The 19682-nt window shown below is 41.7% G+C and carries 23 protein-coding genes; 11 read left to right on the top strand and 12 right to left on the bottom strand.

Features of this window, described 5'->3' with window-relative positions; genetic code table 11:
- Positions 1-1662 (bottom strand): thermosome subunit beta, encoded by a 1662-nt coding sequence (gene thsB / locus ACIM339_RS06045; RefSeq protein WP_015283728.1) that lies wholly within the window; start codon positions 1660-1662, stop codon positions 1-3.
- A 50-nt stretch (positions 1663-1712) separates the two neighbouring features.
- The gene (locus tag ACIM339_RS06040; protein ID WP_015283727.1) at positions 1713-3293 is read right to left on the bottom strand and encodes a radical SAM protein; all 1581 of its coding nucleotides are present in this window, start codon (positions 3291-3293) and stop codon (positions 1713-1715) included.
- 73 nt (positions 3294-3366) lie between these two features.
- On the opposite strand from ACIM339_RS06040, the gene ACIM339_RS06035 reads away from it, so the two are divergent.
- The 3 genes from ACIM339_RS06035 to ACIM339_RS06025 are packed head-to-tail and all read left to right on the top strand — an operon-like array spanning position 3367 to position 4797.
- On the top strand, positions 3367-3885 hold the full coding sequence (locus tag ACIM339_RS06035) for a DUF1616 domain-containing protein (RefSeq protein WP_015283726.1): 519 nt from the start codon (positions 3367-3369) through the stop codon (positions 3883-3885).
- The gene (gene pth2, locus ACIM339_RS06030; RefSeq protein WP_015283725.1) at positions 3875-4228 is read left to right on the top strand and encodes a peptidyl-tRNA hydrolase Pth2; all 354 of its coding nucleotides are present in this window, start codon (positions 3875-3877) and stop codon (positions 4226-4228) included. Before ACIM339_RS06035 ends, pth2 begins: the two co-directional genes overlap by 11 nt.
- Complete coding sequence (locus ACIM339_RS06025) at positions 4225-4797, top strand: DUF99 family protein (RefSeq protein WP_015283724.1); 573 nt, start codon at positions 4225-4227, stop codon at positions 4795-4797. Before pth2 ends, ACIM339_RS06025 begins: the two co-directional genes overlap by 4 nt.
- Here ACIM339_RS06025 and ACIM339_RS06020 read toward each other — a convergent pair.
- The 6 genes from ACIM339_RS06020 to ACIM339_RS05995 form a co-directional block, all read right to left on the bottom strand.
- The gene (locus ACIM339_RS06020) at positions 4781-6001 is read right to left on the bottom strand and encodes a cation:proton antiporter (RefSeq protein WP_015283723.1); all 1221 of its coding nucleotides are present in this window, start codon (positions 5999-6001) and stop codon (positions 4781-4783) included. The two genes, ACIM339_RS06025 and ACIM339_RS06020, sit on opposite strands and share 17 nt — an antisense overlap.
- A 5-nt stretch (positions 6002-6006) precedes the next feature.
- Positions 6007-6555, bottom strand: a complete 549-nt coding sequence (locus ACIM339_RS06015) for a pre-rRNA-processing protein PNO1 (RefSeq protein ID WP_015283722.1) — start codon at positions 6553-6555, stop codon at positions 6007-6009.
- On the bottom strand, positions 6556-7320 hold the full coding sequence (locus ACIM339_RS06010; RefSeq protein WP_015283721.1) for a serine protein kinase RIO: 765 nt from the start codon (positions 7318-7320) through the stop codon (positions 6556-6558).
- Positions 7317-7625 (bottom strand): translation initiation factor eIF-1A, encoded by a 309-nt coding sequence (gene eif1A, locus ACIM339_RS06005; RefSeq protein ID WP_015283720.1) that lies wholly within the window; start codon positions 7623-7625, stop codon positions 7317-7319. The genes ACIM339_RS06010 and eif1A overlap by 4 nt, the downstream gene beginning before the upstream one ends.
- A gap of 67 nt (positions 7626-7692) precedes the next feature.
- Positions 7693-8643 (bottom strand): NAD(P)/FAD-dependent oxidoreductase, encoded by a 951-nt coding sequence (locus tag ACIM339_RS06000; protein ID WP_015283719.1) that lies wholly within the window; start codon positions 8641-8643, stop codon positions 7693-7695.
- A 5-nt stretch (positions 8644-8648) separates the two neighbouring features.
- Entirely contained in the window at positions 8649-9299 is a 651-nt protein-coding gene (locus ACIM339_RS05995) for a thioredoxin family protein (RefSeq protein ID WP_048104103.1), read from the bottom strand.
- Positions 9300-9414: 115 nt separating this feature from the next.
- On the opposite strand from ACIM339_RS05995, the gene ACIM339_RS05990 reads away from it, so the two are divergent.
- Both ACIM339_RS05990 and ACIM339_RS05985 read left to right on the top strand, forming a co-directional pair.
- Positions 9415-10137 (top strand): SDR family NAD(P)-dependent oxidoreductase, encoded by a 723-nt coding sequence (locus ACIM339_RS05990; protein WP_015283717.1) that lies wholly within the window; start codon positions 9415-9417, stop codon positions 10135-10137.
- 54 nt (positions 10138-10191) lie between these two features.
- Positions 10192-10404 (top strand): hypothetical protein, encoded by a 213-nt coding sequence (locus ACIM339_RS05985; RefSeq protein ID WP_015283716.1) that lies wholly within the window; start codon positions 10192-10194, stop codon positions 10402-10404.
- A gap of 13 nt (positions 10405-10417) precedes the next feature.
- Here the strand turns inward: ACIM339_RS05985 and ACIM339_RS05980 are convergent, their stop codons facing one another.
- On the bottom strand, positions 10418-10639 hold the full coding sequence (locus tag ACIM339_RS05980) for a hypothetical protein (RefSeq protein WP_015283715.1): 222 nt from the start codon (positions 10637-10639) through the stop codon (positions 10418-10420).
- Between the two features lie 150 nt (positions 10640-10789).
- Between ACIM339_RS05980 and ACIM339_RS05975 the strand changes: the two genes are divergently transcribed.
- Positions 10790-11719 (top strand): hypothetical protein, encoded by a 930-nt coding sequence (locus tag ACIM339_RS05975; protein WP_015283714.1) that lies wholly within the window; start codon positions 10790-10792, stop codon positions 11717-11719.
- A gap of 182 nt (positions 11720-11901) precedes the next feature.
- Here ACIM339_RS05975 and ACIM339_RS05970 read toward each other — a convergent pair whose 3' ends face one another.
- The 3 genes from ACIM339_RS05970 to ACIM339_RS05955 form a co-directional block, all read right to left on the bottom strand.
- Positions 11902-12405 carry a hypothetical protein gene (locus ACIM339_RS05970; RefSeq protein ID WP_048103843.1) on the bottom strand — a complete coding sequence of 168 codons (504 nt, stop codon included), beginning with the start codon at positions 12403-12405 and terminating at the stop codon, positions 11902-11904.
- 873 nt (positions 12406-13278) lie between these two features.
- Complete coding sequence (locus ACIM339_RS05960) at positions 13279-13596, bottom strand: hypothetical protein (RefSeq protein ID WP_048103840.1); 318 nt, start codon at positions 13594-13596, stop codon at positions 13279-13281.
- Positions 13593-13883: a hypothetical protein gene (locus ACIM339_RS05955; RefSeq protein ID WP_015283711.1), complete on the bottom strand. Its 291-nt coding sequence runs from the start codon at positions 13881-13883 to the stop codon at positions 13593-13595. Before ACIM339_RS05955 ends, ACIM339_RS05960 begins: the two co-directional genes overlap by 4 nt.
- Before the next feature lie 271 nt (positions 13884-14154).
- Here ACIM339_RS05955 and ACIM339_RS05950 point away from each other — a divergent pair, with 271 nt between their 5' ends.
- The 5 genes from ACIM339_RS05950 to ACIM339_RS05930 all read left to right on the top strand — a co-directional run bounded on the left by ACIM339_RS05950 (position 14155) and on the right by ACIM339_RS05930 (position 19553).
- Positions 14155-15000, top strand: a complete 846-nt coding sequence (locus ACIM339_RS05950; protein WP_015283710.1) for a hypothetical protein — start codon at positions 14155-14157, stop codon at positions 14998-15000.
- Positions 14997-16226 carry a BREX system ATP-binding domain-containing protein gene (locus ACIM339_RS05945; protein WP_015283709.1) on the top strand — a complete coding sequence of 410 codons (1230 nt, stop codon included), beginning with the start codon at positions 14997-14999 and terminating at the stop codon, positions 16224-16226. Before ACIM339_RS05950 ends, ACIM339_RS05945 begins: the two co-directional genes overlap by 4 nt.
- A gap of 9 nt (positions 16227-16235) precedes the next feature.
- Positions 16236-17525: a BREX system ATP-binding domain-containing protein gene (locus ACIM339_RS05940; RefSeq protein WP_015283708.1), complete on the top strand. Its 1290-nt coding sequence runs from the start codon at positions 16236-16238 to the stop codon at positions 17523-17525.
- Positions 17522-19105, top strand: a complete 1584-nt coding sequence (locus ACIM339_RS05935) for a DEAD/DEAH box helicase (RefSeq protein ID WP_015283707.1) — start codon at positions 17522-17524, stop codon at positions 19103-19105. Before ACIM339_RS05940 ends, ACIM339_RS05935 begins: the two co-directional genes overlap by 4 nt.
- Positions 19106-19262: 157 nt before the next feature.
- Positions 19263-19553 (top strand): hypothetical protein, encoded by a 291-nt coding sequence (locus ACIM339_RS05930; RefSeq protein WP_015283705.1) that lies wholly within the window; start codon positions 19263-19265, stop codon positions 19551-19553.
- The last annotated feature ends 129 nt before the right edge of the window (positions 19554-19682 follow it).

Genomic DNA, 19682 nt, shown 5'->3' with positions numbered 1-19682 from the left:
TTACATCATACCGGGCATTCCGCCCATGCCGCCCATGCCGCCCATTCCTCCAGGTCCGCCAGGTCCTCCCTGAGGTCCTTTGGGTGTCTCGCTCTTCTTGGAGGCTATGACGTCGTCTATGCGAAGTATCATTGTGGCCACTTCTGTGGCACTCTCAATGGCCTGCTTCTTAACGCGCATAGGCTCTATGACCTTCCTCTCCACCATGTCAACGATCTTGCCCTCAAAGACATCTATGCCTGCATATTTCTTCCCTGCCTGATGCTCTGCCTTGAGTTTCATTATTATATCTATTGCATCCAGACCTGCATTCTCTGCAAGGGTTCTGGGTATTATTTCAAGAGCGTCTGCAAACTTCTCGATTGCCAGCTGCTCTCTGCCACCCACGCTGGGAGCATACTCGCGGAGCTTCAGTGCCAGTTCAATTTCAGTGGCTCCACCACCTGCAACAGCGTAGCCATCCTCCAGAGCAACTCCAACAACCTTCAGAGCATCGTGCAGCGCTCTCTCAGCCTCATCCACAACGTGCTCGGTTCCTCCGCGTATGAGTATGCTCACGCTCTTTGGATTCCTGCATCCGCGCACGAAGGTCATATTGTCTTCACCTATCTTCCTCTCCTCAACTATCTCTGCATATCCAAGATCCTCAGGAGTTAGGTCGTCCAGATTGGTTATTATCTTGGCGCCTGTTGCCTTGGCCAGTTTGCTCATATCGCTCTTCTTAACACGGCGTACTGCGTATATGCCATATTTTGCCATGTAGTGCTGCGCGATATCATCTATGGCCTTCTGGCAGAATACGACATTTGCTCCAACTTCCTTAACCTTGTCAACCATCTTCTTTATCTCTTCCTGCTCCTGGTCAAGGAACGCCTGTATCTGAGTTGGGTCTGTGATCTCAATCTTAGCACTTATCTCGGTCTTCTTTACCTCAAATCCGGTATTGATAAGGGCAATCTTGGCGTTCTTCACAACCTTGGGCATGCGTGGATGAACCTTCTCCTTATCAAGGATCACGCCATCAATGAGTTCAGTATCCTTTATGCCTCCTCCCTGCTTCTTCTCCACCTTAATGTTATCAACATTCACAACTGTCTTGCCGTCCTTCTCCTCCGCAATGGACTTGACGGCCTTTACTGCGATATCAGCAAGGTACTCCTTGGCCTCAGCCACATTCTTGCCAGTCATTGCGGTCATGGCTATCTCCTTGAGAAGTTCATCGCTATCAACCTTTATGCCAAGCTCAGGGAGAAGTTCCAAAGCCTTCTCAGCTGCAAGCCTGTAACCGTTGGTTATGATTGTTGGATGAACATTCTGATCAAGGAGCTCCTCAGCCTTGTGGAGAAGTTCACCTGAAAGCACAACAGCGCTTGTGGTTCCATCTCCAACCTCGGTATCCTGAACCTTTGCCACTTCAACCATCATCTTGGCAGTTGGGTGTGCCACATCTATCTCCTTGAGTATGGTTGCACCGTCATTTGTGATCACTATATCTCCAAGGCTATCCACAAGCATCTTGTCCATACCCTTTGGACCGAGTGTGGTGCGTACTGCATCTGCTATTGCCTTTGCAACCTCAATGTTCTTCTTCTGTGCTCCTCTGCCAGTCTCTCTCTCAGTGCCTTCCTTGAGCACGAGAATAGGTACTTGTCCTCCCATCATCTTTATCACCTCAAACTCGGTAAGATAGTTCTTCTATATAAAGATAACGCTCACAGGGCGAAGTACTCGTCGGCCTCTCCAAAAATTTCTTGCAATTCTCTCATACTCTTAAACGGTCTCCTGCGCACGATCTCAGCCGCCTTTTTCTCCCCCACTCCGGGCAGGGCCTTTAGGGTTGAGTATGGGACCTCGTTCACATTTAGAGGGTACTCCACACCTGTTAAGCTTCTCTCTCCATAATCGAATATCTTCACATCCACATATCTGTTCATCCTTGCCCTGTATGGAAGCACCACTATGATGGGATATGATCCAGGCTGTCTTCCATAGGTGTAGTTTCCCCTCTGCATTTCAAGGTACACATCCCTGAGCACCGTGCCTTTTGGAACAATTCTTCTGAGCATGGGGGCATCTATATTCCTTCTGACCTCATTGCGGAACTTCCAGCACTCGTGCCTGTACTTCATCCTGAAATCGTTGCGGATGGAGGCCACCTGCCTTATGTTTATCCTGCGCAACAGGTATCCCCTCTCAAGCACATCCTTCAGAAATCTGAAATTCATGGAATATGTCTCTTTCCTCTCTCCCCATAGCCCGCATATGAAATTCAGCCCGGGAAGAAGTCTTGGCATGCCATTTTCGCCCCTTTCAGCACCCATCTCGTTGACTATTTTTATGGCTTCCATAACATCATCAGGTGTGGAATTCAGATTGTTTTTCTCAATTACTTGGGGATCTGCGCTTTCCATTCCAAAGGCCACAACATTGCCGGGAGTGGTGTATTTTACTAGAATTTCAGTTATCTTCTCTCCCTTCTCAGGATAGGACGCAATTACCGCAGGATTGGCATTATCCACATGCAGAACCCTGTGGGACACCCTGCTCGCTTTCTTGAATAAACTCTCTAAGGCTCCCACATTTGGCTCTGGAATCTCCTTCTTTCCCACACCGTGTGCGCGGTAGGAGTATATGCATGTCTGCCCGCCAATTCTGAAATTCCTCACTCCGAGAGATGCAAGGAGTTGCATCTCCTCCACAATATCCTCCTGGCTTCTGAAAATTGGTTTTCCATACAATGGCTCTATGCAGAATGAACATCCACCACTCAAATATCTGGGACATCCACGAAAGGTCTCTATCTCCACTACAAGGGGTTCTGGATAATCAGGGTGCCTCGTGACAACCTCTGCGCCAAGTTTTAACCAGCGATTCCACTCATCAAGCCCGTGAAACCTGTGGTGCGTGAAATTATCTGTAAGGACATCATAGAGAAGGGCATCCACATCCCCCAATGCAAGAATATCAGCGCCCACATTGGGCCTCTCAAATCTCGCAACACTGCCCCCAAAGATTTTAAGATCCTTGAAGGAGGAGAATATCTCCCTTATCTCCCTGAGCGAGGCAGGATAGGTGCGCAGGTACTTTCCGGGCACCACGGCGCCACCTATGAGAACGAGCATATCTCCCCTTACTCTCCTTCCACTCCTCCAATCATCGATGGTGATGTACTCCCATTCAACCCCAAGCTCGTTGCACACACCCGCGAGTTCCCGAACATAGGGTGAGATGTAGGGAGGCACACCTAGAATTGAGGGCTCGTCCACATAGCCATCAAGAATCACGACCTTCACGGAGAAAGAATGATAACTGCATATTTAAGCCCTCCCTTAAAACATTTAAATATTATGGACATATATTCAATGGATGGGCGTACTTCAGGTGATCGCCGCTGTGCTAATGCTGTTCTTCCTTCCAGGATACACATTCATAAACATGCTCTTCCCCAAGAGAGGTGAGTTGGATCTGGAATACGATCAGCTCTACAGAATAGGCCTGGGAATGGGAATGAGCATAGTTATATCCATCCTTGTAGGATACGTTTTGGGCTACTCGGCTCTTTTTTATGCCAAATACATATGGATCGCTCTGATAAACCTCACAGTAATATTCTTCGTGGTGGGATTCTACCGTGGAGGATATCCAACCATAAGAAGGATGATAGGCCTCGAGAAGGAGGATAAGCACGACAAGCTAGTGCTCTTAGACACGCTTTTAAAGGAGAGAAAGAAAAAAATAAAAGAACTTGAGGAAATTGAGAGGCTCATAAGAATCAACCCAAGAAGAAAGGATCGCTACGAAGAAAGACGCAAGAAGGTACTTGAAGAGATAAGAAATCTGGATATGCAAATTGATGAACTAAAAGGTGTTGTGGATGAAATATAAAATGGTGATTGTGGTAAGGGAGGATCTCAAACTCTCGTGCGGCAAACTAGCGGTTCAGGTGGCCCATGCGGCCGTAGAATGCACCTTAAAATCCAAGAAGCAGAAAAACCCGTATCTGGAAGAATGGGTGAGGGAGGGACAGAAGAAGGTTGTTGTGAAGGCAAAGACTCTTCGGGACCTCTATGAACTTGAATTCAAGGCGAAAACACTTGGGATCGTGACATCTCTAATAAAAGATGCGGGACTCACCGAAGTGCCCCCCGGAACGATCACATGCCTTGGGATAGGCCCTGCCCCAGAGGAAACAATTAATAAGGTCACGGGCAATTTACCCCTGTTATGAAGAAACACATAAGGGCTCTCGGTATAGACGATTCCTATTTCGTTCCCCACATTCCGGGTGAGGTTGATCTTATCGGCGTGGTTTTGAGAGCCCCAAACTACCTTGAAGGCATGCTGAGAAGGAAAATAGGGGTGGATGCCCTTGATTCAACCGATTCAATCATTGACATGCTTAACTCAAAGTACGGGAGACAGATAAAGGTGGTCTTTCTGCAGGGCATAACCTTCGGCGGGTTCAACATAGTTGACATAGAAAGAATATGGAGAGAAAGAGAAGTCCCCGTAATTGTGATATCCAGAAAAAATCCAGATTTGAGAGCCATAGAATATGCACTTAGAAAGCATTTTGAGGACTGGGAATACAGAATGAATTTGTTGAGAAAGCACAAAATTGAAATGATCCAAAATGGAGAATTTGAGATATATGTGCAGCGTGCGGGTATTTCCATGGATGAGGCAAGGAGAGTAATTAGCTCGTTCACCCTCCGTGGCGCAATTCCAGAGCCTTTGAGAGTTGCACACCTCATCGCCTCTGCCCTGCACTTTGGTGAATCTAAAGGGAAGCCATGAGCCTTTTCTCGTAGATGGACAGAAGAATGGGCGTTATTATCACCGTGAGCAAAGTCACGAGCACCACTGAGGCAAATAGGGCTCCGTTGATTATTCCATTCTGATATCCCAGAGATAGAAGCACCAACTCCAATGCCCCACGACCACCCATTGCAATACCAACAAAATGGGATTCCTTCATATCAATTTTTGAGAGATATGCCCCAGTTCCACAACCAAGCCATTTACCTGCGAGTGCCCCGATAGTCAGGGTAATCACCAACAATCCCATCTCCCAGGTGATGCCAAACTCTGCAAGCACGTTACCCAGACTCAGGCCCACATATCCGAAGAACAGAGGTGTAAAAAGGGCATGGGAAAATGGCTCAATATCCCCAATAAGATCTTCGTAGGCAACCCGTCTCCGCAGCATTGGCCCAACCTTAGAGCCCCATTTTCCAATTATCAGACCCGCTATATAGGCACCAATTACAACCTGGAGCCCAGTGTACTGGGCTATCAGACCAAGAAGCAGAGAAAAGAGTATGGTAAAGGTCAAAAGAACCTTCTCCCGTTGCGGGCCACTGCCGATCAGTTTATCTATCACCTGATAGCGTTCAAGGAGATAGGGCACAAGTATAAGGAAAACGACCAAAAACGCTATTACGCTTAATGACAGAACGAGTATTGATGCCAGGGTTATCTCAGAGCCAAGGGTAATAGAGCCCACAACCCCAATAAGAAAAACAGCCACTATATCGTCAACAAAGCTGGCCCCCATTATGACGGCCTGAATGTCCTTCGAAACTTTGCTCTTGATCAGTATGTTGGCACAGACCTCCACAGCCGTGTTTGACAGGATAACGCTTATAAAAAGAGATGCTTCCAAACTCACGCCGAAAATATGTAAAATCGCAAAAATTATGGCCATTGAAAAAACAACACCCAGTACACCTATCAGTATGCTCTTGTACTTGTGCTCATTGAATGCACGAAAATCTGTGAGCAAGCCAGAGAGAAGCATGATCATAATTATACCAAACTGACTGAATATCCTCAGAATTTCATTGGGATAGAGAAACCCGAGAAATAGGGGACTCAAGAGTACCCCGCCGAGAACTTCGCCAATCATGCTCTGAAACTTGTACCTAACGAAGAGCAAACCGAGTACACGGCCAAGAAAGATGAGGAGAATCAGAGAGAAGAGAAAGTCGTTTATGCTCATTAAAATCACTGGATATAATAGTAATCCAGTGCGCGGTATTTGTTCTCGCGCCTTTTCTTCTCAAGATAGTGATAGATTGTTGCATGCTTGCTTCCACGAAGGAGCATCTCAACTGCATGCTTGGCCGTTTCAATCTGGGTATAACTTCCAATTATGGCCACGGAGTAACCGTAGATGGAAAGGGATGCACCGCTCAGCTCTTCTATTATTCTCCTTGTCTTCCCATTTTTACCTATTATTCTGCCCCTGAGAACACGGATCCTGCTCTCTCTCTTTCCTGCAAACTCTTTGATATCAATTACCTCAAAGTAAACATCTTCGTTGAATATGCGCCATGCACGCTCTGGAGAAAATCCGCGCCCCACCGCCATAACGAAATCTCTTACCTTCAGGGCCATAAGCGGATCACCTGAGGATTCATCTATCACCACATCCCCCTCTCTGGAATCTATCTCCATCTTTACCCCCGATATGCTCTCAACTCTTTTCTTTACTTCCCCATTCTTTCCGATCAAAGCGCCTATTCTCGATTTTGGAATTTTTACGTACATCATTTATACCACTCCTACCTCACGGGCCAGTTCTTTAACGCTCATATTCACACCCAATTTTTTGAACACACGGACCATATTCTTCATATCCCTGAGCAGGAGTTCATCCGCCAATGGGTGATCAAGCGGTACCGCCTGAGCCACATCTATTATGTATGGCCTATCACCCCATACAAGGATGTTGTACTCGCTCAGATCCCCATGAACCAGGCCCACATCGTACATTTTCTTCATCTCTTGAATTATCTCGTATACCATCTCCTTTTTAACACTTTCCATCACATCCTTCAGGAGCGGTGCGGGCATGCTATCATCGCCTATGTAGTCCATAACTATTATGTTCTTCCACCTGTCAACTGGTCCGGGTACATTCACCCCCCCATCTCTGTAATCCTTCAAATTCCTGAACTCCTTCTGGGCCCAGATAAGGATTATGGTGTCCTTCGTCTTGTGAAGGTGGGCAAATCGGTCATCTCCATCTATGAACCTTGAAAGCCCACGATAATTTGCGGTGGTCATCCTGTAAACCTTTATGGCAATGTATCCCTCCTTGCCTATGCCCCTGAAAACATCACCCTCCTTACCTGTGGATATGGGAAATTCAACCTCCTTTATGGTGCCCCTCTTGAGAAGTTTGTAAAATGCAAGAAGAGTACGCCTGTCAAATACACCATCGTAGGTTTTCCTATCCTCCATTCCCTTTTCCCTTTTTTCCCTGCGGTACGGTAGAATCTTCTCATAGAGAAAATCCTCAATATCCTCTCTCATTTCCCGAACACATCCAGAAGCTCAGGAAGCTTTCCGTTTCTGCTCAGATAACTTGCCTGAGTTCTTGTATAACGGTAAATAACATCGGCCTTCTCATCCTGAAAATCCCATGGCCTTATTACTACAAGATCCCCCTCCTTGATCCACATTCTCCTCTTTATCTTCCCGGGTATGCGAGCCATTCTGGACTTGCCATCTGCGCACATAACTATCATCCTGGAACCGCCCAATATTTTGTCAACTATGCCAAACATCTCACCCTTGTTCCGATCGGGCAGCGGAACTCTCGTTACCTCTTCACTCACGCATTATCACCTTTCAAGCAATTATCCAACATCTATATAAATTTATCGGAATTATTTTTGAAAAAAATTAATGAAGCATTAAATCCTCATATGCGCTCAAGGCTGCCAGAGCTCCCTGCCCTGCGGCTATGATTATCTGCCCCGCATGGCCCGTCACATCTCCAGCAGCATAGATGCGTGGCACATTTGTGCGCATATTCAAATCCACCTTTATGTAGCCCCTTGAATCCGTTTCAACTCCGAGTTTCTTGGCGAGATCGCTTATGGGTATCAGACCCACGTATATGAATACTCCATCAACCTCCACACTATGCTCTTCCCCAGTGGCCCGATCCTTGTAAACAACCCTTTCAACATTATCGCTTCCCTCAATGGAGGTGACCTGGACGTTTGTGAGGTAGGATATGCCCCTCTCATCAATTATATTCTGGTATGCCTTTTCGCACATGTAATGGGGCATGTACTCAAGCACCACAGGTTCAACACCAATATCCTTGAGGTATATGGCCGCTATTGCTCCCGAATTGCCACCGCCTATAACTGCCACCTTCTTGCCTCTAAAGAAATATCCATCGCAGGTAACGCAGTAGGATACCCCCTTTCCGAAAAACTCCCTCTCACCAGGCACACCCAGGGTTTTGTGGGTCGTTCCCGTGGCGAATATTATTGACCTGGCATTGTACTCTCCCTTCTCTGCCTTTATGTGGAATACCTCACCATCCCTTGTTATATCCCTCACCTCGTTTCTCTCAGAAATCTCAAGATAGTCCATAGCATGCTCCTTAAACTCTTTGACAAGTTCCTCTCCCTTTATTCCCTTGAATCCGAGGTAGTTCTCCACAAACGGTGCCTCCTCTGCAAGGCCTCCGGCATTGCCCTTATCGATTATTATGGCTTCAAGTCCCGCACGGGTAGCGTATATTCCCGCGCTTAGACCCGCAGGACCGCCTCCAATTATGGCAAGGTCCACATCCTTGCTTTCCCTGGCCCCCGTGGGAAGCACAAATCCAAAATTCATGGGCCTCACCTCGTCTTCTCATAGGCCTGAACAACGTAATCTATGTACTGCTCATCAGGATACGCACCTATGAACTGCACATCCTCATTTATAACGATATGGGGCACGCTCATAACCTTCCACCTATCGGCCCACTCGGGGAACTCCATGGCCTCAACCATCTCGCCAGTCACATTCTCATTCAATATGGCAAATCTGTGGGCCGTGCGCACCGCCCTGGGACAGTACGGGCAGGTGGGAGTGACAAATATCTGAATTATAACAGGTTTATCTATCTTCTCAAGTTTCATTCTGACCTCCTCGCTGACCTCTGCGGTTCTGCGTGACACATCAACGATGTCCTCGATCATCGAAGAGAACTCGTATCCAGAGGGGAGGCCCACATACCTTATGCGGCCACCATACCTATCCTTATCGGTGATCACAACGGTTGGAGCGTGCTCAAGACCGTATTCCTGAGCAAGATCATCCCCAACTCTGTGCTCCTCAAAATGAATCAGTGGGTGCAGTTCAGCAACCTCCTGGGCAATGGCAGAAGCCACGCTGCAGTACTGACAGTTATCACCCACAAACACGAGGAGGTAAACATCCTTTTTCAAGTTTTTATCGAACTCTCCCTTCAGATATTTTTTATCTTCATCCCTTATATATCCCATCATAACCACCTTTTTGTGGGTATGAGCGCTCATATAAAAATATTTGCGGTACAAAAATGGGGAATTCACGTAAAAATTTTAAGTCTGAAAGAAATATCAACCTGGAGGTGAGAGAGTGGATCTGAAAGGGAAGGTCGCCCTCGTAACCGGGGGAGATAGAGGAATTGGAAGGGCCATAACGCTGGCACTGGCAGAGAGGGGATGCAATGTGGCCATAAATTACAGGAAAAATGATGAAGATGCCGAGAGAACAAAGGGCCTGGCTGAGAGATATGGGGTTAGGGCAATGACCGTCCAGTTTGATGTATCAAACAGGAATGAGGTTAAAGAAGGTGTGAAGAGGATAGTTGATCATTTTGGCAGGATTGATATCCTAGTCAACAACGCGGGCGTACTTGGAGATAAGCACAAATTCAGCGAGATAGATGATGAAGAGTGGGATCACGTGCTCAACGTGAACCTTAAGGGTGCATTCATTGTAACCCAGGAAGCGGTAAAGTATATAAAGAAGGGAAAAATAGTAAATCTGGCTTCAATAGCCGGCAGGAACGGAGGGACTGTTGGGGTGCACTATGCATCTTCCAAGGCAGGAATAATCGGGCTCACGTTTGCACTCGCATCCCAGCTTGCACCCAATATACTGGTGAATGCTGTTGCTCCAGGACCTGTGGATACGGATCTTTTGAGTGAGGAGAAGAAGGAACAGCTCTCAAAACTCACACCCCTCGGAAGAGTGGCCAGGCCTGAGGAGATAGCCCACGCGGTGGTATTCCTGCTCGAAAACGATTACATGAACGGCACAGTGGTGGACATAAACGGAGGCAGGTACATGCTTTGAATTTTTTCATATTTCGTAAAAAAGTTTATATTTTCCAGTTACAAATGGCTATCCATGAATCGTGGATTGAAAATCTCAATGGGTGTGTCTCTCTTCATAGCCATCGCATTTTTTATTTTGGCAGTTGCAAACAGAACACCTATGGGCTTCACCGTGTGCTTTACCGTATACTTCTTTGTCGGATTCACCATACTTTTCTACCTCTCCTACATCGCTGCAAGAATAATCAGAGGTGTGGAGACGGAGATATGGAGACAGTTCAAATGATTAAGATCTCTTATCATTTCCAGCTGACCAGTATTATCTCAAGCCCCACGAGGATTACTATGAAGCTGAATACCGCATGAAAAATCATGCTGGTAATATCTGCACCCACAAAGGGAATGGTTATGCCACCCATGGCCTCAAACTTGGAGTAAAGATACCCTCCAATCTTGGGAGAGAACACTAGCAAGGCCAAGCCCACACCCGTACCAATTATACCTTTGGTATAGCTACCCATCTTCATCAACCTCCTAAATTTCTTTAGGTTTGTCTTATCACTCCAACATATAAACGCAATACCCAAACTTGGGCAAATTTTGGTGGGGCTCCAACCTGCATGAAAATAGTTCGGCGATAAATTAAAATTATAGTAGAAGCACCAACCACTATGAACGGAGAAAACGAGTTGGGTAAGGAACGGATAGAGGCTTTTCTGAAAGGAAATTCTGAAAAGCTATACACAAACCGGGCACTGTTTATAAATATAGATGAAAAAAGGATTTCCCTTCAAATAGAGAACAATGATCCAGAAGAACTGTGGAGAGTCGTACATTCCATAGTTTCCAGTTTTGGAATATCTTCCAGCATAGTTATACTCCTGGTAGATTCTAAAGGCAATGTGCTGAAGAAAATGGCCACCCTCCAGAGACACACAACCACGCATCCTTTGAATATCAAAGGAAGACGGTACAAGGTTGTAAAAATCGTTGACAGTACGGAGTACATAATAAACACCTTTGATACCATTCCAGAAGCCGATATGTGCCTCTCAAGCATTTTGAATTTTGTAATACATGAAAACGACGGAGGTTATGTAATAGAGAATGAGTATGGCGATGTGGTGGATACGGAGAAAGAATATGCAGGTAACCTTCCAGACATGCTATCCGAAGATAGCTTTGAGGATGAATTACCAACATACTTAGATGATTTTCCTATATTCGATGATGAAGACTCCATGATACCCGATGAAAATATTTTTGATGAAGATCCATCCATCAAGAAGGATAGCCAGGATGTATTCACCGTGTGGCTAGAAGAAACATCAGACGAGAAGTATCTGCATATAAATATAGATGATTTTTACACGATAGTAAACATAACCAACAAAAGAGGTTTTCTAGTCGGATACCTAGATATGAACCATCAAAACTTTGAATATGAAATAATTGAAGGAGATGAGGAGGAAATAGTGTTCCAATCCATAGAAAAATTTGAGAACGATCCCGGATATATATGGGCAATCCTGGTGGCTGACATCGAGAAAATAGATATAGTTATGGCAGCGAGAAACTGGCAAATGGATCCTTTTGAGTAGCCGCATTTATTGCATTCCAAACTTTATCCAACCCATATTTTTCTTTTGCTCCTTCAATTGATTTCTATATAATATACGAGTTTGGTGATGTGGATTGATTTCCACACTACAAAGTTCTCCTGAAGCATCATTTACAAATCATAAATTCTCATCTTCACTTTATAAAGCATAATTTTTCCCTTTCAATTTTTCTGCGTCTCCTCAATAAGTGTAAGCAGTTGCTTCATCACAGCATTCACAACCTTCTCAGAATCCAGTATATCTTCCTCATTTAGATTAACTCGGGGCAGAAGGAGAAAAAGTGTGCTCAGTCCCAAATCATAGATTAGCACATCAAGATTCACCCCTCTACCTCCAAGTTGAAACAGTTTCTCAAATGTTTTTTCATCCACGCGCCTCATTACCTTTTTTAGGGTCAACCTCAATTCATATCTCCCACCCCTTCTATCTGGCTCGATATAGTAGATTCTCCCATGCCTCTTTTTTATCTCCGCCTTTATATCCCTCTCCAAATCCTCCAGAGCTTTCTTTGTGATTTTTATGCGCAAATTCTTCCTATCGGTCTTTTCTCCAGGATAGATGAAATAGAAATATCCGTATCCTCCGTACCATTTTGGTGACTCTCTGAGCATGTATCCCTCCTTCACATATCGCCATACTTCATCACGCATGTTCAACCTTCCCATACTCACCACTAAAATGCAATATTTTTAAATTTTTCCAAAATTGGAAAAGATTTTGGGAGATTTTCCAAAATTTCCATATTTTTCCTGTATTTTTCCGAATTTTAATTTTGTATAATGGTACTGATTCTATGCTACTGCAAAATTCAAAATTTTCTGTATTTAACTTATTTTTCAACGCATTATTTTTATTTCAAATTTTTTCCAAAATATGGTTGAAAATCAGAGAAACATGGAATTTTATCGTGGCTGAGTAATATATAAAAATCCCCTCAAAAATCAGCGGGTTGAGAGCGGTTGGAAGTAGTATTACACGAAAGTTTAGAGCGGTTTAGAAAAGTTTAGGAAAATTTAGAAAGGTTTAGAAAAAGTTTAGAAATTGGTTGGAAGTAGTATTTTACAGGTTTTTGAGATGGTTTAGAAAAGTTTAGAAAAAGTTTAGGTCTAAACCTCATATTACTCCCATATTTCCATGATTTCCTATAGGAAAAACACGTGCATTCTCATGTATATATTATAATAGAGATGCCCCATGGGGCATCTCTATATATACATGTATACATGGAAAATCCTCCTCTCATCATAGTGATACTACCCAAGAAGTTGCGTGAAAAATTTCCGGGACATTTTCGATTTTCTCAACTTTTTCTAAACTTCCAAAATTTTCATCCTACCATGTTCCAGATTCTAACACAGGGTAGATGCATGGATATAACAGCCCTGGCCGGGTACGAGGTTGGGAGGTTCAGGAACTAATCCCATTCTCTTTCACTTTTTTTATCATACCCTCTCTTAAATCCATATTTTCGCCTCCAGTAGTACAACTAACAAAACAATGATGGGTGTATATAATTATTACTGCGAAGATTCTATCATTTATCCAAACCCCAAAATAAGAAACAGAATTGCCGCTCCAAAGAAAGCAGATAAAATTAACACCGTATAATCATCTGTCCTGCGCTCGGCTGCAATCCCACGAATTTCATCAATCTTGGGATTCTCAACACTCTTTATTCTGTCCCGCTTCACCACCGTTTTGCTGTGCGAGTATGCCTTTCCATCTGGCGTGATTTCAAGAGAGTTATCAACAAGGATGAATGCAGGATCTTCCTCGGATATAACTCCGTATATAAGCGTGGAGTCATCAAGCTCTATGAGAACCTTAGAGTCACCATACTTCTCCCTGTAATTCAAGATAACCACCTCACAAGAAGCCCTACCAAAGCGCCCCCGGCCATCATGGCAAAACATATTGCCACATAAACAAGTTTTTTATGCCTTATCTCCCTGCGCAGTGCATAGTCCATGTACGCATCTCTCTTCTCGGCGATGTAGAGCACATTTTGCCAGGGGATTATGTATTTCTCCCCGCCATCCTCCACGAAAAGTGCCTCATCATCAACATCTGCAACTCTCCCGGTGTAAATCATATCCCCAACGCTGACTTCAACATCCTTGCCCATGAGATTTTCGGGGAGCATTTTATTGCACTTTTACGAGAGGGTATATAAAGTTATCTCCGAAATTTCAGAGGTATGCGGTACTCGTGGGACATCTCTGCCCCATTCTTGAAATTTGTAAATAGATCCTTCGGAGCAAGGTTTTTATCCTATATGTTTATATCTTCGTTGATGCGTTGTAGCGCGATAAAACTCCCGAATAACTCTGGTGTGGGAGGTTATGAGAATAAAGAGTTCGTACAACAGAAGTTAGGCGAAACGGTTACATTAAACAATAAGAAGGTGATAAAAGATGGATGAGGAAATCTTAAAAATATTATCCAAAGAAAAGGCCAATCTTCAAAATCTATTAAAATTTGTTAAGAATATCGATAAGTATCAAAGTGATCCACTAACCAATCTGCATAAAATAAAACAAGAGGTGCTCAAGATTGAAAAAACACTAAAACAAAGCAAATTAGAAGATTTCGTAAAAGAAAGAATAGAAGAGGATGTCCAATCGATTAAATCAAGAGTTGCTGAGTGGGAAGAGGAAGCAAAAAATACTTTTGGACAAAAATTAGAAGAAGACATGAGGAAAATGGGTTTTGAACTAAGGGGTCATTACCCCTTGCTTAAGGTATCTTTTTATACGCTTGAAGTAGATTTAGAAAACTTTAAAGTTTTGATATGGTATGGCCCACAGCAAGAGAAATTAGCTACATGTAAATTAGCTCCAGAAGAAGTAGTTAAAAAATTAAGCACTATACATAAGAAACTTACTCAACGACATTTTAATGATAATGAATTTCTATCAAAAGTATATGAGGCATACAGGATTTCTGCATATCGTCAAAATAAAAAAATAGGCGACCAAATACCAATTTCTGATATTCTTTTTGAGTATGCATTTCTCATCCAAGATAAAAAGTTTAAAATAAATCCAACAAAAAACAATTACAAGGAGTATGGTCGCGTTTTCTTTAGTTATGACTTATATAGATTGAAAGAAAGAAGACTTAATGATATGGAATTAAACCTTATCACCGCTACACGAGCATACACCAGAAAAAAATCTGACTTCCTCTGGATCCCATCCAATGAAAAAGGCGATGGTAATTATATATCACACATTAAGTTTAGGGAGGTGAGAACATGAACGATATAGATCCCAATGTAGCAAGAAAGATTATAGAGATAGTGGGAGGTCAAGGAAATCCGCCAGAGTACGGATTCCAGTTTTTTACAGCGGGACTGGACATCTATTTGGATACGATAGATGAGGAATATCTTAGAAGTTTCATAAGAGAGGGTGGTTCAGCATTTAAAATGGTAATTGGCATATATGGTGGTGGAAAAACACATTTTTTATATAGTATCAGAGAAAGGGCTTGGAATTACAATTACATAACATCTTTCATAATGCTGAGTCCTGAACAAACACCATTTCACAAATTAGAGCAAGTGTATAAATCCATAGTGACAAACTTAGTTTATCCACAAAAGCCCAAAAAACTTTTGACTGGCTACGATAGAGGCATAGAAGCCGTTATAAAAAAGTGGTATGGTGAGAAATACCAAGAGCTCTCAAAAAGATTGTCTGGTGACGCTGTATTAAGGGAACTACATACCTACGCATCATCATTAGGACCTTATGAAAGCACAAGCTTTAGAAATGCTGTGAAGGAGGCGTTTATAGCTTTATCTGAAAAACGTGAAGAAGATTTTACGCTAATAATGCAGTGGTTGAAAGGCGAAAACCCTCCTAAAAATATGTTGAAAGACTTTAAAATTTTTGAAAAGATAGACAAAAGCACCGCTTTTAAAATGATTCGATCTCTTGTCCAGTGGATACGAGAAATAGGGTATTCGGGAGTTATTGTTTTAATGGACGAAGCCGAGCAAACACCAAGCATGTCTTCTAAACAAAAAGGTCTTCTTTTAAATAATTTAAGGGAGCTAATAGATGAATGCGGACATGCCAATTTCAAGAATACTATGTGGTTCTATGCAGTACCTGATGAAAATTTTCTTGAAGGGCATTCACAAATTTATGAAGCTTTACGACAGAGAGTTGCTACGATTTTTGATACAGAAATAAACCCAACTGGAGTTAAAATATACCTTGATAACATCCCGATTGAACCCGTTGAACTTTTAAAAGAGATAGGTCAAAAATTAGCCAGAATCTATGAAATAGCCTATAGTATAAAATTTGATGACAATGTGCTTAAGGAAACAATAAAGAACATTGCTGAAGCAGCTTATAAGAGAAAGCTGGAAATTGGATATAAAAGGCTATTTGTCCAGGACATAATTAAAACCTTCCATAAATTACGCAAAACGGGAAAAACCGTTACACCTGAAGACATAGGTATGGGATAGGGATGTGATATGCAGTTGATAGAGCACAGAACTTACGGAAAAGGAAAAATACTGCGGGAGAGATATGGGGGATTTGAGCTATATGTAGAATTCGAGGATGGAATTAGGAGATGGGTAAGAAAAGATGAAGTTAGATTCTTATCAGAAGCCCCTATTCTGGTTAAACATAAACATACAAAACGAGTGCTTTCTGAAAAACAATTTAAAGCAAGACAAATAATTGAAGCTTTAAGATTGGGTATCGTTCCTCATGAATACGTGGAGGAATTTACATTTGGACGTGAAGAAGAAATAAACGAAATAAAAAAGTGGCTTAATAATGAACAGGATGGGACATTTATAATCCGGGGTGATTATGGTTCTGGAAAAACACATCTTCTAGAATATATATATTCTATTTCTCTTAATAATAATTGGATGGTTTCACTCGTGGAAATAGGTCGTAATGAAAATCCATTTTTCAGACCGTATCAAATATATCAGCAGATTATAAAGAACATCAAATGGAAGAAGAATGGTAAATATCTAGGATTTCGTGATTTTATAAGAGAAGTGATAAACAGTAACAAATCCCCATATTTGGAAAACCACATATATTTTAAAAAGCTCATTGACGAATTTAAAAAGAGAAATACTTGGTTATATCAACGATTAAGTGAAGAAATTATCTGGGAATGGATTGAGGGAGAATATAATTGGTATCGTCCATCTCTATATAAATCTGGGACGGCAGCTAATATATATTGTTATATTTTGAATGGAATCTCATGGGCAGCATATGAAATTCTAAAAATGAGAGGTTTTTTAATATTATTTGATGAAGCAGAGAATATAAGTGAGTATGACTACAAATATCAGTCTGAAAAAGGGATGAACTTTATTAAAGGAATTATACTTTTGTCAAATAACTTCAATTTACTTTTAACTGAGAAAATAGAAAACTTGAAAGGAAAAAATACGGGATTAACTTATTGTGGTTTTCCAAGAAATAATCCGATTAGGTTTGCTTGGAAGCTACCGTCCCATTTAAAAGTTTTATTTGCTTTTACACCTATATGGGATTATAAAAATAAGATCGACATTGGTGTAATTAGCAATGATGCATTTAAAGAGCTATTAAATAAAATAATTAAATATTACAAAGATGCATATGAAGACATCAGTATAAACTATAACTCGGAACTATTATTTGATAAGATACCCAACGACAAAACTCGCAAATTTATAAAAGGAGTTGTGGAGGTTCTTGATCTTATACGTTTTTATCCAAATAAATCAATGGAGGAGTTACTAAGATGATAACTGCTCAAAAAGAATTAAAGTTGAAATTAAAACGAACATGGACGACTTTCTTTGGTAGATTCGGAAAATTACTTCCTATCCAAGAAAAAGCAATCCCTCTGATTTTAAAAAGAAAAAATGCCATCATAGTATCCTCTACAGCAAGTGGAAAAACAGAAGCCGTTGTAGCACCATTAATCGAGAGATTGCTTAATGAAAACTGGAAAGGTTTGTCAATACTTTATGTTTGTCCTACCAGAGCATTAGTAAATGATATGTATTATCGACTGAAAGAGCAATTGGAGGAACTTAATGTCTCGCTATCATTAAAAACTGGCGACAAGCCACAGTTTAATCCAGATAAACTTCCAGATTTTTTGATAACTACTCCCGAATCCTTGGACTCTTTAATATGCAGATATCCTTCAAGTTTTAAGAATTTAAAAGCAGTAATATTAGATGAGATACACCTCATTGATAATACCTATAGAGGTGACCAGCTAAGATTACTTTTAAGGAGATTAGAATATATCGCAGAGACAGATTTTAACATGTATGCACTATCTGCCACAATTGCCGACCCTGAAAGCGTGGGTAGCAGGTATTTAAAAGACTTTGAAGTTATTATAGCCTCCGCTAAACGAGAAATTAAATATACTCTTGTAAAATCACTCAGAGAAGTTTTTGATTACGCGAGAGAAGAGAAATTAAAGAAGTTATTAATTTTCTGCAATAAGAGGGCTAATGTAGAGAATGTTGCAAAAGAATGTAAAAGATTATGGGGTAACGATATAGTCGTTGTTCATCATGGAAGTTTAAGCAAGCAAATTCGGAAGGAAGCAGAGAGTTTTATGAAAGAGACCCAATATGGAGTTTGCGTCGCTACCATGACACTTGAAGTTGGTATTGACATCGGAGACATAGATGCTATTGTGCTTGCTGAGATCCCTTGGAGTATCTCATCGTTGCTTCAGCGGATTGGAAGGGGCAATCGTCGTACACAGAAATGTAGGGTTTTTGCTATATTTAGTTCTGAAGAGGAGAGAGCAATGTTTGAGAGGATGTTTAAGGTAGCAATTGAAGGGTTGGTGGAACCAGTAGAATATTCACCCGATTTATCTGTAGTTGTCCAACAAATATTCTCATCTCTTTATGCAAATCCAAGCGGATTAGAAAGCGATTATTTTATTGAACTTTTTAACGGATTTTGTTCAGAAGGTGATCTAAAAGACATATTGAGTCATTTAGAAACAAAAGGATGGATAGAGAAAAGATATGATAAGTGGTATGCAACAACTAAACTGATGGATTGGGGCGAAAGGGGTAAAATTCACTCAAATATTCCATCTACCAAAACATTAAAAGTTGTCGATGTTAGCTCTAAGCAAATCGTTGGTGAAGTACAATATCCTATTGATGATATTTTCGTGCTTGCTGGGAAAGTTTGGAAGGTTGTTCACGTATCAGGTGATAAGATTTACGTAAAATCTGAAAAATCTAAAGCACTTCCAGCAAAGTTCAAAAGTCATAATGCAAAAGGATATTTTTACTATTTCTTGCCCAAAAATATACGAGACAAAATGGGGGGTATAAAATGATTGTTGCAACCGCTTCGCCTAACCGCGGACATACGGCTATGGTGCTTCGCACATCCGCCCAAATTGGCTCACTTAGTTCACCAACTTCATATGTCCGCAAAACGTTGTCCGAAATTGCGGGCGATGGGGTTAGAAAGGATTAAATACGGCTGTACATATGTATAATGAGGTGAGAGGAAAACATACTTGGGCCGATAGTAAGTTTAATGCGCTCTCCTTGTGTCCTAATTGTCATACCCGTATGAAAGTTGGAGGATATGATTTAACTAATATATTGATCCTCGCTGAAAAGATAAAGAATGATGAATATACGGCTGAGTATGTCCCAAATAGACCAACAAATATGGGATATGAGATAGAAATCGATATCGCCGGAAAACCTGCAACTATTTTTTTCAGTAAAGATCATATGGAGAATATTGTTAATTTGTTAAGGTCTGAGAAATGAATAATTACTAGGGTATGCTTTTTAGCTCTCAATATTCTACCAAGTAACATTGTTTCTATTTAGCCACCAAAAATTGTAAGGCAAAAAGGGGATTTTTAAGGTTTAACCCATGGTTTTTAATAGTATGTG

The sequence above is a fragment of the Aciduliprofundum sp. MAR08-339 genome (assembly GCF_000327505.1).
Classification (GTDB): Archaea; Thermoplasmatota; Thermoplasmata; order Thermoplasmatales; family Aciduliprofundaceae; genus Aciduliprofundum.
The sequence above is the reverse complement of the archived record's forward strand: the minus strand, read 5'-3'. Positions and strand labels throughout refer to the sequence as shown.